Here is a 12,541-nt window from a genome sequence, read left to right as displayed (position 1 = left end):
AACCGCCCGCCACCGTGAACACGTCGGGCCCGGCTCGCTCTGAAATCACCCACGCGTCACGCGCAATGAGCCTGTCCAGAAAACGAAGCCGTGGAAAAAAAATTTAGTGGGTCACCCACCCATATCGTGCCGCCATCACGGGGAAAAGACGAAACGACGACAAATTTTCTACATTTTTCGCTTCATGATTTGTCGGGCTGAAACGTCTTGTTTAGAGAGAGCACAAAAAACCTTTCCTGATCAGGCTCTGAAAGGAGTATTCGCATGTACAACCCACCCCTACCATCGGAAGGTAGCCAGACCCTACAAGGAGCGCCCATGGGTTCGCACGTCGACGTATTCGGGCAACGGATCGAGCGTCACGGCAATGAACGCATCCGCTTGCTGCTAAAAAGCTTTGGCCTGCGCACCAGTCTGATTCGCCTCAAAGTCATCGACACCCTGCTGGTCGCCGCCGAAGACGATCGTCGTCTGGGTGTGCGTGGCGTTCACAGCCAGTTGCTGGATCTGGACATTCCCTTGTCCTTCCTCAGCGTTCGCGAAGTGCTCAAGCGCCTGTGCGCCGAAGGCGTGATCACGTTCAACGACGACAAGAGCTACAGTCTCCATCCCCAGGCTGCCGCCGTGCTCAACCACGATTGAGGCGCGCGGCCGACGCCGTCAGGGCTTGACCTTGCGGCGCATCACGCCGTTGATCACCACGACCACCACTGCCACGCCGATGGCGATGTACTGGAAGGTTTGCTCGCTGAGCTTGCCGGCGTTTTGCAGCCAGGACAGGCCGAGCATGATCAGCAGTACGGCGACGGCGATCAGAATCGAATATATCAAGCGTTGCTTATGGGTCATTACAGGTTCCTGAACCGTTGGAATGTATCGGGTTTGTATCGGCGTTGATGCCATGCGCATACCGTTTGACGGGGATGCGCCGCGGTAAACGGGGTCTCATGTTACAGCCGATGAAGAGCTTTGGCTTCAAACGGCGTCAACCATGAGGATCTTTGAAATGCTGCGTCGAATCACCTGGCTGATTCCTGTCCTTGCACTGCTTACCCTGAGCGGCTGCATCATCTTTCCCCACGGCGGCTGGCATGGCGATCATCGCCACTACGCGCCTGGCCCTGGCTATTACTACCATCGTTAAGTCATCTCGCGGAAAGGATGCCAGCGTCCATCCGTTCAAATGCAACAACGGATTTTAGCGTCAGGAAAATTGCCCACAGGAATGTGGGCTTTTTTTATGGATCGGCGATTTCTGATGTAGGGGATTTCGCCTGTTTAAGCGGGAATGACGCCCTCCGCAACATCACGCATAACCGCGTCATAGACCGTCACACCAATGGCGTAGGAACATTCCCTGCTCCTCCCTACCCTTTGCGCTCCCTCTCGACGATCGTGAAAGCGCATGCAAAGAACTCTCATCCCCCTCCCGTCACTCCAGGCGCTCGGTTTCTGTCTCGCCATCACGCTGTTCGAATGGCTGACCTACATGGCCAGTGACATGGTCATGCCGGCCATGCTGACCGTCACCCGGGATCTGGAAGCCGATGCGGCTCACATCCCCAACGCGTTCAATCTGTATCTGATCGGCGGCGTCTGCCTGCAATGGCTGATCGGGCCTCTGTCCGACCGGTTTGGTCGGCGCCCGCTATTACTCGGCGGTTGCGCGCTGTTCGGCGTGACCTGTGCGGCGGCTGTCGCCACGCCCGGCATCGAAGTGTTCAACGCCCTGCGACTGATGCAAGGCATGGGTTTGGGGTTTGTCGTGGCAGTCAGCTACCCCGCGCTGCAGGAAGTTTTCTGCGAAGCTGATGCGGTGCGTCTGATGGCGCTGCTGAGCAATGTCGCGTTGCTTTCACCTCTGCTCGGTCCGCTGCTTGGCAGTCTGTTGCTGGAATGGTTGAGCTGGCGCGAGCTGTTCCTCGGTCTGGGCCTGATCGCGACACTGACCTGGATCGGACTGTATGCCTGTATGCCGGAGACGATCGGCGTTGTGCGCCACGATGGCGGTCAGCAAGCGCCGATCCCCTTCTCCTTTCGCCAGATCAGCAGCCGCTACCTGTTACTGCTGCGCAATCACCGCTTCGTCGGCATCTGTCTTGCCCTGGGGCTGATGAGCCTGCCGCTGATTGCCTGGATCGGAATGTCGCCGCTGCTGCTCGTCCAGTCGCTCGGCCTGACTACTCGCGAATATGCGCTATGGCAGATTCCGGTTTTTTCGGCGGTCATCGTCGGCAATCTGATCCTCGACAGACTGCTCGCGTCACGGGAACTGCCGCAACTGATTCGTCTGGCACTTTGGCCGTTCTGCCTGGGTCTGCTGACCCTGATCGCCACCGCACTGTCCAGCCTGTCCCTTGCAGGGTTGATGACTGGCCTTGCGCTGTACGCCGTGGGGCTGGGCATGAGCAACGCTGCACTGTACCGGCTCGCGCTGTTTTCCAGCGATGACAGCAAAGGTCTGGTCTCCGCCACGATCGGCATGATTTCGATTGCCGTGATGGGTGTCGGCGGCTCGCTGATCGCTGCCATCGGCGGCGGTACCCGTCTCGAATCCTTCGCCATGTGGGCGGCGCTGGGCGGTCTGCTCAGCCTGCCCCTGCTGTACCGGTTCCTGCCACACGTCCCGGCAGACTCCGCTTCTTCAACATAACGATAAGGACCCCTGATGAGTCACTTCCCCCACAGCGACGCGCTTTGCGCGCTGACGCAACCCTATTGCCCGGATTCCGTGCCGGACGGCCTGTTTGACCAGGCCATGGCCGAAATCAGCCGGTTTCACAGCCGGCACACTCCGGGCTACGAACACTGGCTGAACGCCAATGGTTTGAGCGTGAACGACCTGGACAGTCTTGATGACTGGTCGCGTCTACCGCCGATTTTCGCCAGTTTTTTCAAGCAGCAACAGTTGCTCAGCCCCGCCGGCATCGACGCGCGGGAACTGACGTCCTCAGGTACCAGCGGTCAGAAAAGCCGCATGCGTTACGACGAACGCAGCCTGGGAGCGGCCCGTAACATGGTCGCGCAGATCTTTCAGCACTACGACTGGAACACCCCGAACACACCGTGCAACTACCTGCTGTTGGGCTATGAACCCGAAGGCTGCATCAGCCTGGGCACATCCTTCACCGATCAATTCCTGTGCCAGTTCGCTCCCGTCAATCGCGTGGCCTACGCACTGCGCCGCACAGGCGGCGGCCATGAATTCGACGGCTTCGGCGTGATTGCCGCCTTGCAATCCTTCGCCGAAGAAGGCCTGCCGGTGCGGATCTTCGGCTTCCCCGCGTTTCTCTGGCAGACCCTGCAACGCATGCAGGCCACCGGCGTGGCTGACCTGCAACTCGCAGAAGGCTCGCTGACGCTGTTTGGCGGCGGTTGGAAAACCCATGCGGCGCAGGAGATTCCCCGCCAGCAACTGTACGAGCGCATTCACCGCCAATTGGGCATCAAGATGTCCCGCTGCCGTGACGGCTACGGTGCGGTCGAGCATGCGGTGCCTTACCTCGAGTGTGCTCACCATCATTTCCATGTACCGGTCTATTCGAAGGTTTTCGTGCGCCATCCCGCCGACTTTACGGTTCAGCCTTACGGCCGTCAGGGCTTGCTGAGTTTTGTCTCGCCTTACATTTCATCGAGCCCCGCGCACGCGGTGGTCATGAGCGATCTGGCCACCCTGCATCCGGGCGTCAGCTGCGGCTGCGGTCTATCCACCGACTGGTTCGAACTGCATGGCCGTGCGGCCACCACGGCCGGCCGAAGCTGCGCGATGGCCGCTTCTGAACTATTGGAGAAGCACTGATATGTACCTGATCAACGGACAACTTCACGATGACTGCACCCTCGACGTCGCGCTGCAACAGCTGGACCTGGATTTGCCACAACGACTGGCCAGGGCGCTCGATACAGCGACTGTGCTTGGCGCAGCAGCCATTTTTGCCGAACGTCTGCAAGACCCGGACATGGCAATGCCCATCGAACCCGAGCAACGCCAGGCACTGATCGGTTTCTGCCAGCCGGACGCCCTGCGGCGCAAGCTTGAGCGCGAACTCGGCGAGCAACCGAGCAGCCTGCGTCGCCTCGACTATCGCCAGTCACGCTTTGAACGCTGGAGCCCGCTGGGCCTGGTGGTTCACATCACCCCCGGCAATGCACCGTTGCTGGCCTTCTGCGCGGTGATCGAAGGCCTGCTGGCGGGCAACGTCAACTGGTTGCGTCCCAGCAGCAGCGATCAGGGGCTGACGGCTCAATTGCTTCATGGCTTGGCGCAGTGCGATGCGACCGGCCAGATCGCCGGGCATATCGCGGTCGTTCCTGCCAGCACCGCCCAGGTCGGCCAATTGTGCCAACGAGCCAACGGCGTGTCGGCGTGGGGCGGTGAATCGGCGCTGCAAGCCATCCGTCAGCAACTGGCGCCCGGATGTCGCTGGATCGACTGGGGTCATCGCATCAGCTTCATCTACCTGACTCCGGCAGCGGCCACGCCAGAAGCGCTGGACGCCGTGGCCGATGAAGTCTGCCGTCTGGACCAGCAGGCCTGTTCCAGTCCGCAATGGCTGCTGGTGGACAGTGACGACGAAAGCATCCTGCGCGCCATCGGCAATGACCTGGCCGAGGCGTTCGAGCGTCGATCCCGACACTGGCCGGTTCTGCTGCCTTCGATTCAGGAGGCCTCTGAAATCACCACCCGCACGGCGATGGCACGCCTGGCTCACAGTTTTGGCGGGACCGGCGGCCAGGTCTGGCAATCCTCGGACTGGCGCATCATCTGGGCCCACGACCGGCAGCTCGCGCCCTCGCCGCTGTTTCGCAGCCTGCTGCTCCAACCCCTGCCGCGCGCACGGATCAGCGAGTCGCTGTTGCCCTGGCGCAACGTACTGCAAAGCGCCGGGCTGATGTGTGCAGAACACGAAACGGCTGAACTGGCTCAAACACTGATCGCCGCGGGTGTCACGAGGATCACCCCGGTGCAAGCGATTCACGATGGCTACGAAGGCGAACCCCACGACGGCGTATATGCATTGCAGCGCCTGAGCCGGCGCGTATCGGTCAGCCTGCCGGCCATGGCGCTGGCAACCCGCGCCACGCTCGATCCTCTGCCGACGCCACCCTGCGTGGCCAATCTGCCGATCATGAGCAAAGACGCCTTTGTCACCCGCCCGATCCACCCGGCGGCCCGCTTGTACTTCCGCTCCGGCGGCAGCAGCGGCATCCCGGCGTTGTCCGGCTTCAGCTACCGCGACTTCGATCGGCAGATGCGTGCCAGTGCCGACGGTTTGTTCGCGGCGGGTCTCGACCCGAGCCGCGACCGGGTGATGAACCTGTTCTTCAGCGGCGGGTTGTATGGCGGTTTCTTCAGTTTTTCCAAAGTGCTGGAACTGCTGGGTGCCACGCACCTGCCGATGGGGGCACCGGCCGATGACGATTACCGCGAGATCGCGCAGATCATCATCGATCAGCGGGTCACCGTGCTGGTCGGCATGCCCAGCACCCTGCACCGCTTGTTCCTCAACGAACAGGCACGGCTGCGCGAATATGGCGGGATCGAAAAAGTCTTCCTCGGCGGCGAACACCCCGGAGAACAAAGCCTTGCACTGATGCGCGACTGCGGCGTCAGGCTGATCCGCTCGGCCATTTACGGCAGTGTCGACGCCGGGCCGCTCGGCCATGCCTGCCCCGCTACAGGCGATGGCGTGTTTCATCTGATGAGCGATATCCAGCACCTGGAGATTGTGGATTTCGAGTCTGATCGACCGGTGACCGACGGTGAAACCGGGCGTCTTGTGTTCACTTCCATCGAGCGCGAAGGACAGGACGTGCAGCGCTACGACGTCGGCGACAGCGGTCGCTGGCTGCCCGGTGCGTGTGACTGCGGGCTGCCCACGCCGCGTTTCGAGCTGCTGCAACGTCACGGCAGGTTGATGCGCATCGGCACCGACTTCATCTGCCTAGCGCTACTGGCGGAGCACCTGCAGACCGACTTCCAGCTGATCCTCGAACACGCCCCGGACGGCCTGGAGCGCATGCGCTTTCGCAGCCCACGGCAACCCGATGATGTTCAGCGTCGCCTGCTGGACTATCCGACCTTGACCACTCTTATCCAGACAGGGCTGCTGACCGTTGAGGTAGAGGTCTGCGGCAGCGACGGCTTTACCCGCAACAAACACAGCGGCAAGACGCCGCTGCTGATCGACAACCGGGGCATTGGCCCCTGCGCAGACAGGCAAGGAGCCAATCATGAACACACGGTTTGAACTGCAAGAGCTGATCACGTTTGCGCGACAGCATTCCGGGTTTTATACGCGTCACTTCGCTGCACTTCCCCAACCGATCACAGCCCTGGAACAACTGCCGGTGATTGACCCCGTGGAATACTGGAAAGGCAGTCATGACCTCGATCGGTGGCCTGTCCTGACGGCACCGCTGAATGACGCACTGGTTTTCAAGACCGGAGGCACCACCAGCGCCGGCAAGTTTTCACTGTTCCGGCGTGAGGAATGGCAGACGCTGGTCACAGACTTCGGTCGCAGTCTCGGCGCCCGGTTGAGCGCCGGAGACCGGGTCGCCAACCTGTTTTTTGTCGGTGATCTGTATGCCAGCTTCATCTTCACCCACGATGCGCTGGCGCATGTGCAAACCGAGGTCGTCGAGTTTCCCTTCACCGGCCATGTCGACTCGGACAACCTGGCCGATGCGATTGCCCGCCACCGGATCAACGTGCTGGCGGGTCTGCCGGCCCATCTGCTGAGCTTCGCGGCGTGGCTTGAGCAACATGACCGGGTCCTCACTGGCGTCACCGCCCTGCTCTACGCCGGTGAAAGCCTGTTTGACGCCCAGTTGCAACGGCTGGCGCGGGTGTTCCCCAACGCCCGCGTGGCCTCGATCGGCTACGCCAGCGTGGACGCCGGATTCATCGGTGCCAGCCATGGTGACTGCGCCATCGGCGAACACCGGGTTCCCGAATGTCACGCAGTGCTGGAAATTCTCGACGAGCAGACCGGTGAAGTGATCGATGAATGCGACCGGGTCGGACGCCTGGTGATGACCAACCTCACGCGCCGGTTGATGCCGTTGATCCGCTACCCCGTCGGCGACCGTGCGTGCTGGCGAGAGCCGCCTGACACCCCCAGGCGCAAGTTTGCGCTGATGGGCCGCTGCGCCGACAGCCAGCGGGTGCGCGTGGGCATTCTGACTCTGCTGCCGCAATCGATCGGCGAAACCGTGCGGCGCATCACCGGCAGCGACGATTGGCAACTGGTGATCGAGCAGGACGGCGTCATGGATATCCTTCGCCTGCACTGGGCACCGGACGCCCTGTCACCGGCCAACGCTGAAGCCGACCAGACGCTGCACAGCGCCTTGATCGAAGACTATCCGTTGATCGAACAACTGAGCACCGATCACCTGCTGGCGTTGCGGATTCGCTGTTGTACGGTTCAGGAACTGTCACGCCATCCACGCTCCGGCAAACGTCAGCGCGTGCTGGACCGGCGCGTCTACAGCGGCTGCGGCCAGGAGCGTTGCTGATGACATCCATCACCCTGCGCAGTTTTCGCACCAGCGACGCCCCGGCGGTCAGTCGCCTGTTCAGAAAGATCTACGGCGACCATTACGCTCAGCCGCATGTCTATCTGCCCCGCATGATCAAGCAGAACCATGCCGTCGGCCGCTGGCATTCGCTGGTGGCGGTGTCCAACGATCAGGTGGCGGGCCACTCCGCGTTGATTCTCGACAAGGGAACATCCATCGTCGAATTGGCGCTGAGCGTGGTGGATCCGCAGATCCGTGGCCAGAACGTCGCCACGCAACTGGGCCGACACTTGCTGATCCATGCACAGGCGCTTGGTTATCAGGGCGTCACGATCAAGCAGATGACCCATCACCCCTACACCCAGAAGATGGCCGCCGGCCTTGGTTTTCACAACACCGGATTGCTGCCCGATCATGCACCGTCGCCCTTTGGCAACGCGGTGACGGAATCGCTTGTACTGGGTTACACCCCTGTCGATGGCTATCAGCGCCCGCTGCCGGCCTTGCCCTGGCCCGACGAATGCCGTGAATTCATGCAACAGATGTGCGACGTGTTCGGAACACGGTTGAGCGTGTCGCCGTGGGTTGGCGCACCGGCGCAGCTCGAACAGCGCTGGGGGCGATATGACGGGGTATTCAACGAGGTGGACGACAGTTTGCTCAAACAGCTGCAACAACTGCCCGAACATTGGCTGATATCGATCAGGCTCAGGCTGGCGCAGGGTTTCGACAATGCCTGGCGCCGGTTGTCGTCGATGGGTTTCGTGTTCAGCGGACTGGCGCCCGATGACAGAGGTGCAGGCTGGCTGGCGTTGTTTCATCGCGGGTTCCAGCCCAGATCCCTGGCACTGCAGTGCCCGCGAATGCAGCGATTGCATGACGACATGCAGCAACAAATCGCACCGCTGACGGGACTGCAGGTTGGCGGCAACCGCCCATAAACGAAAGGGCCCGCTCCGTTCCCGGTGCGGGCCTTCTGATCATGCCTTGGCGTCGACGCCTTTGTCGGTCGGCGGCTTGCGCTCGCCGCCCTGTCCGTAGGTCTTCAGGTTCTGCAAGACATAGATGGCTTTCTTGTACTCGGGAATCAACGTATTGGCGTACTTGTTGCCCTTGAGATTGTTGTTCTGGATGGTTTCCAGTTGCGTGGCGAAATACTCCAGCGCATTGAACCTTGCCTCCGGGTCTTTCTGTATGCCGAAGCGATCAAACTTGTCGCCGGCATTGAGCAGGGTCATCGACGTGATTTCGGAAATCAGACCCCGGCTACGCAGGAACGCACTCAGGCTGCCCAGTTGCTTCGCCGAAACGTTGGTCGGATCGAATCCCTTGATGTTCTTGTGCAGCCCCTGCTTATCCATTTCCGCCGTATTGAGTACGGTAGGGTCATTGCCGACCAGGGCCAGCATCTGCTTGACCTTCACGCTTTGAGAAACCGGTTTGCTCGAGCTTCCTGTATCTCGAACCAGCAAACCCGCCTTGGGTTGCCAGGCACCGGTATATCCGATAGTCATGAGCAAGCTCCTTGCGAGGAAAACATGAAAAATTCCTTGTTGAACGACTTTTTAGTTGCCCGGAGTATCGGCCTGCAAACCAGTGGCACCAACTCCTTTCTGCATTTTTTACAATTTTTGTACATTCACGATACAAACCCGCAACAGCCCCGGAAATGCTGGATAAGAGGGTTCATGACAATCAGATGAAAGTGGGTTTGTTGCTCTAATGTTCGGGACGGTTAGTTCGCATGTATCAGGCCGGATACGTTCCATTGATCGGGATCGCACGTTTTAGGACGAAAGTACCTAAAGCTTCCCGAAGACCCGACGATACGTTAGGAAACCCGCGCTGTTTTTCCCCTGCCCACAATAAGAATCCCTGCTCAAGGACCGGTTTCCATGCCCGCATTCCGCACCATTCAGGCTCGCTACACGCTGTTTCTGGTTCTGTTCATTTTGTTGCTGTCGGTGCTGACCGTGGTCGGCATCAGCCAGCTGGTCGCGCCCAAGCTGCGCCATACCGAAGAACAAGTCGTGCTCAACCGCATTGCGGAAGTGGCCGAGCAGATCCAGGGCGAATTGAACAAGGTCCAGGCGCAACAGCGCAGCATCACCCAGACCATCCCGCTGCTCGACAGCGCGGCCATCGACAGCGTGTTGCCGGGGCTGGTCGATCAATATGGCGAACTGAAAGTGTTCGGCGGCGGCATCTGGCCATTGCCCGGTCAGCGTGAGGCCGGACGCAACAAGTTCAGTACGTTCTGGCACCGGGATGCCTCCGGCAAACTGGCGGTGAACACGTTCTGGAACAGCGACGCGGCCCCCAACTATTACGACCAGAGCTGGTACAAGGGCGGCATGCAGACCCCGCGCGGCCAATGCGCGTGGGCCGCTGCCTATAAAGATGACGCCAGCGCCGAACCGCGCACCAACTGCGCCATGGCCATCCAGAAAAACGGCAGCGCCTGGGGCGTCTCGACCATCGACGTGACCCTGGGCTTCTTCAACGATCTGGTGGCACGCAAGGAAAAAGACCTCAACGCCGAAATGCTGATCGTCGAGGCTGACGGCAAGATCATCAGCAACAGCTCGCGTATCAACGGGCCGATCGTGCTGAAGAACATCAGCGAACTGGCCGGCGGCTCGACCTTCGCCAGCCAGATCAAAGCCGGGCTGCAAAACCGCGAGCAGGCACAGCGTGTCGAGTTCGACAACCACGGTGAAGCCAGCACCTTCTTCATGCGCCCGATCGAAGGCACCCCGTGGTTCCTCGCCACCGCGCTGCCGACCAAGATGCTCACCGCCCAGCGTGACGACGTACTCAGCAGCCTGAGTCTGCTGCAGATTCCGCTGGTGCTCCTGCTGGTGCTGTTGCAGGTCTACGCGATCCGCCAACTGGTCTCGCGCATGAAAGCGCTGAAGGCCAACATCGATTCGCTGTCCAGCGGCGATGCCGACCTGACCCGGCGCATCACCATCCGCGCTGAAGACGAACTCGGTGCCATCGGGCATTCAGTCAACACCTTCATCGCCTACCTGCAGAACATGATCGGCGAAGTGACCCAGGCCACCGGCGCGATGGCCTCGAGCCTCGACAGCCTGCAACGCACCTCGGCGCACACCAGCCAGATTCTGCTGCGCCACGCTTCGGAAACCGACCAAACCGTTACCGCGATCAACGAAATGAGCTCGACCGCCGAAAGCGTCGCGCAGAACGCTGCCGAAACCGCTGCCTTCACCCAGCGCGCCAACGAAAACGCCGACCGTTCCCGCATCGTGGTCGGTGAAGCGTCAGGCAGCGTAGTGGCGTTGATCGACGAAGTGGCCAGCGCCACCCACAAGGTCGAAAGCATGCAGCAGGACGCCCAGCGCATCACCGAAATCCTCGGCGTGATCGGCGCCATTGCCGGCCAGACCAATCTGCTGGCACTCAACGCGGCGATCGAAGCGGCACGCGCCGGTGAACAGGGTCGCGGTTTTGCAGTGGTGGCGGACGAAGTGCGTGCCCTCGCTGCCCGCACCCAGGCCAGCACCTCGGAAATCAACGAAATGTTGAGCCGTCTGACCCAAGGTGTGACTTCCTCGGTCAGCGCCATGGAAAACACTCAGGCCAGTTGTCAGTCAGCCGCCGATGCCACGGCGCGAGTCAACAGTGGCCTCGACGAAATGGCCGGTTCGGTCAGCCACATCAACAGCCTCAGCACCCAGATCGCCACCGCCGCGGAACAGCAAAGCGCAGTCACCGAAGAGATCAACCGCAGCATGGTGCAGATCCGCCACATGGTTGATGAGCTGGTGGAAAGCGGTCAGGCCAGCGAACTCAACACCCGCCAGCTGCTGGAAGCCAACAGCCGGGTGAGCGCGATCATGGGCCGCTTCAAGGTTCGCTGACCGTTTTGTCATCTTGCGCTCAGTGGCCTGTCAGCTTTGATCTACGATCATGTTGGCAGGCCTGCCTCGTATCACTTGGAAACACTCCGTTGATGCCAGGCAGGAAAAACCGGTCAAAATGCCCTCCTTTTTTGACCGTTTCTCCTCTAAGCCGAGAGCCCTCCATGCTAAACCATCTGCGTCTGGCCACCCTGAGCGCGCTGTTCATTTCCTCCCTGGCGCAAGCCGCCGACCTTATCCCGATCGAAGTCCACCGCGACGCCAACTGTGGCTGCTGCAAAAAGTGGATCAGCCACCTGGAAGCCAACGGCTTCAAGGTTGAAGACCACGTCGAAAGCGACATGAGCAGCTTCAAGCAACAACACGGCGTGCCGCCACGTCTGGCGTCCTGCCACACGGCAATCATCAACGGCAAATTCGTCGAAGGCCACGTTCCGGCGGAACAGGTGCTGGCCCTGAGCAAGCGCGATGACCTGCTTGGCGTTGCCGCACCGGGCATGCCGATGGGCTCGCCGGGCATGGAAATGGACGGCATGAGCGATGCGTATCAAGTGATCGGCCTGAAGAAAGACGGTGCCGATGTGGTGGTGGCGGATTACCCGGCCCATTGATGACGGCGGGTTATCTCGGGCTGTTCCTGGCCGCATTTGGCGCGGCGACCCTGTTGCCGCTGCAATCGGAAGCCGTACTGGTCGGGCTGCTGGTCAGCGATCGTTACTGGCTGTGGGGGCTGTTGGCCGTGGCGACGCTGGGCAATGTTCTCGGTTCACTGGTGAACTGGTGGCTGGGGCGCGGGCTGGAACGCTTTCAGGACCGGCGCTGGTTTCCGGTCAGCCCCAGGCATATGGAGCGAGCCCGCGTTCACTATCAGCGTTACGGTCACTGGTCGTTGCTGCTCAGCTGGTTGCCGGTCATCGGCGATCCGCTGACGCTGATCGCCGGGGTCATGCGCGAACCTCTCGGGCGTTTTCTGTTGATCGTCACTCTCGCCAAAGGCGCCCGCTACGGGGTGCTGGCGATGCTCACCCTCGGCTGGCTCGGTTGAACGATCGGGCCCGGGGATTGCCTGTGTTTAACGTCGCCCTAATCCGGCCGTTCCAGCATCGGCCGATTTCTTGTGGAGTTGT

The 12,541-nt window shown here is 60.9% G+C and carries 12 protein-coding genes; 10 read left to right on the top strand and 2 right to left on the bottom strand.

Features of this window, described 5'->3' with window-relative positions; all coding sequences use genetic code 11:
* The first annotated feature begins 264 nt into the window (after positions 1 to 264).
* A complete protein-coding gene (locus tag QRN46_RS15165) occupies positions 265 to 642 on the top strand; it encodes a hypothetical protein (protein WP_011333980.1) in 378 nt (125 codons plus the stop codon).
* 18 nt (positions 643 to 660) lie between these two features.
* Here QRN46_RS15165 and QRN46_RS15160 read toward each other — a convergent pair whose 3' ends face one another.
* Positions 661 to 849, bottom strand: a complete 189-nt coding sequence (locus QRN46_RS15160; RefSeq protein WP_007957552.1) for a hypothetical protein — start codon at positions 847 to 849, stop codon at positions 661 to 663.
* A 157-nt stretch (positions 850 to 1,006) separates the two neighbouring features.
* Between QRN46_RS15160 and QRN46_RS15155 the strand changes: the two genes are divergently transcribed.
* The 6 genes from QRN46_RS15155 to QRN46_RS15130 all read left to right on the top strand — a co-directional run bounded on the left by QRN46_RS15155 (position 1,007) and on the right by QRN46_RS15130 (position 8,468).
* The gene (locus tag QRN46_RS15155; RefSeq protein ID WP_181457857.1) at positions 1,007 to 1,144 is read left to right on the top strand and encodes a hypothetical protein; all 138 of its coding nucleotides are present in this window, start codon (positions 1,007 to 1,009) and stop codon (positions 1,142 to 1,144) included.
* A 261-nt stretch (positions 1,145 to 1,405) separates the two neighbouring features.
* Positions 1,406 to 2,653, top strand: coding sequence for an MFS transporter (locus QRN46_RS15150; RefSeq protein ID WP_011333979.1), 1,248 nt, complete (start codon positions 1,406 to 1,408; stop codon positions 2,651 to 2,653).
* A 15-nt stretch (positions 2,654 to 2,668) separates the two neighbouring features.
* Positions 2,669 to 3,799: a LuxE/PaaK family acyltransferase gene (locus tag QRN46_RS15145; RefSeq protein ID WP_201818317.1), complete on the top strand. Its 1,131-nt coding sequence runs from the start codon at positions 2,669 to 2,671 to the stop codon at positions 3,797 to 3,799.
* 1 nt (position 3,800) lies between these two features.
* Positions 3,801 to 6,251 (top strand): aldehyde dehydrogenase family protein, encoded by a 2,451-nt coding sequence (locus QRN46_RS15140; RefSeq protein ID WP_221614720.1) that lies wholly within the window; start codon positions 3,801 to 3,803, stop codon positions 6,249 to 6,251.
* A complete protein-coding gene (locus tag QRN46_RS15135) occupies positions 6,235 to 7,524 on the top strand; it encodes a phenylacetate--CoA ligase family protein (protein WP_221614721.1) in 1,290 nt (429 codons plus the stop codon). The genes QRN46_RS15140 and QRN46_RS15135 overlap by 17 nt, the downstream gene beginning before the upstream one ends.
* On the top strand, positions 7,524 to 8,468 hold the full coding sequence (locus tag QRN46_RS15130) for a GNAT family N-acetyltransferase (protein ID WP_221614722.1): 945 nt from the start codon (positions 7,524 to 7,526) through the stop codon (positions 8,466 to 8,468). The genes QRN46_RS15135 and QRN46_RS15130 overlap by 1 nt, the downstream gene beginning before the upstream one ends.
* Positions 8,469 to 8,507: 39 nt before the next feature.
* On the opposite strand, the gene QRN46_RS15125 is transcribed toward QRN46_RS15130, so the two are convergent.
* Positions 8,508 to 9,041, bottom strand: coding sequence for a hypothetical protein (locus QRN46_RS15125; protein ID WP_221614723.1), 534 nt, complete (start codon positions 9,039 to 9,041; stop codon positions 8,508 to 8,510).
* Between the two features lie 381 nt (positions 9,042 to 9,422).
* Between QRN46_RS15125 and QRN46_RS15120 the strand changes: the two genes are divergently transcribed.
* From QRN46_RS15120 to QRN46_RS15110, 3 genes are all read left to right on the top strand, one after another.
* Positions 9,423 to 11,414, top strand: coding sequence for a methyl-accepting chemotaxis protein (locus QRN46_RS15120; RefSeq protein ID WP_285355579.1), 1,992 nt, complete (start codon positions 9,423 to 9,425; stop codon positions 11,412 to 11,414).
* Positions 11,415 to 11,578: 164 nt separating this feature from the next.
* The gene (locus tag QRN46_RS15115) at positions 11,579 to 12,025 is read left to right on the top strand and encodes a DUF411 domain-containing protein (protein ID WP_285355578.1); all 447 of its coding nucleotides are present in this window, start codon (positions 11,579 to 11,581) and stop codon (positions 12,023 to 12,025) included.
* Positions 12,025 to 12,459, top strand: a complete 435-nt coding sequence (locus QRN46_RS15110) for a YqaA family protein (RefSeq protein ID WP_085667105.1) — start codon at positions 12,025 to 12,027, stop codon at positions 12,457 to 12,459. The genes QRN46_RS15115 and QRN46_RS15110 overlap by 1 nt, the downstream gene beginning before the upstream one ends.
* Positions 12,460 to 12,541: the final 82 nt, after the last annotated feature.

It is taken from the genome of Pseudomonas sp. lyk4-R2A-10 (genome assembly GCF_030209075.1).
GTDB lineage: Bacteria > Pseudomonadota > Gammaproteobacteria > Pseudomonadales > Pseudomonadaceae > Aquipseudomonas > Aquipseudomonas glycinae.
The sequence above is the reverse complement of the archived record's forward strand: the minus strand, read 5'-3'. Positions and strand labels throughout refer to the sequence as shown.

Bases quoted from the DNA above. Each gene is read 5' to 3' on its own strand.
- QRN46_RS15165 (WP_011333980.1), top strand. From the start codon at position 265: ATGTACAACCCACCCCTACCATCGGAAGGTAGCCAGACCCTACAAGGA.
- QRN46_RS15160 (WP_007957552.1), bottom strand. From the start codon at position 849: ATGACCCATAAGCAACGCTTGATATATTCGATTCTGATCGCCGTCGCC.
- QRN46_RS15155 (WP_181457857.1), top strand. From the start codon at position 1,007: ATGCTGCGTCGAATCACCTGGCTGATTCCTGTCCTTGCACTGCTTACC.
- QRN46_RS15150 (WP_011333979.1), top strand. From the start codon at position 1,406: ATGCAAAGAACTCTCATCCCCCTCCCGTCACTCCAGGCGCTCGGTTTC.
- QRN46_RS15145 (WP_201818317.1), top strand. From the start codon at position 2,669: ATGAGTCACTTCCCCCACAGCGACGCGCTTTGCGCGCTGACGCAACCC.
- QRN46_RS15140 (WP_221614720.1), top strand. From the start codon at position 3,801: ATGTACCTGATCAACGGACAACTTCACGATGACTGCACCCTCGACGTC.
- QRN46_RS15135 (WP_221614721.1), top strand. From the start codon at position 6,235: ATGAACACACGGTTTGAACTGCAAGAGCTGATCACGTTTGCGCGACAG.
- QRN46_RS15130 (WP_221614722.1), top strand. From the start codon at position 7,524: ATGACATCCATCACCCTGCGCAGTTTTCGCACCAGCGACGCCCCGGCG.
- QRN46_RS15125 (WP_221614723.1), bottom strand. From the start codon at position 9,041: ATGACTATCGGATATACCGGTGCCTGGCAACCCAAGGCGGGTTTGCTG.
- QRN46_RS15120 (WP_285355579.1), top strand. From the start codon at position 9,423: ATGCCCGCATTCCGCACCATTCAGGCTCGCTACACGCTGTTTCTGGTT.
- QRN46_RS15115 (WP_285355578.1), top strand. From the start codon at position 11,579: ATGCTAAACCATCTGCGTCTGGCCACCCTGAGCGCGCTGTTCATTTCC.
- QRN46_RS15110 (WP_085667105.1), top strand. From the start codon at position 12,025: ATGACGGCGGGTTATCTCGGGCTGTTCCTGGCCGCATTTGGCGCGGCG.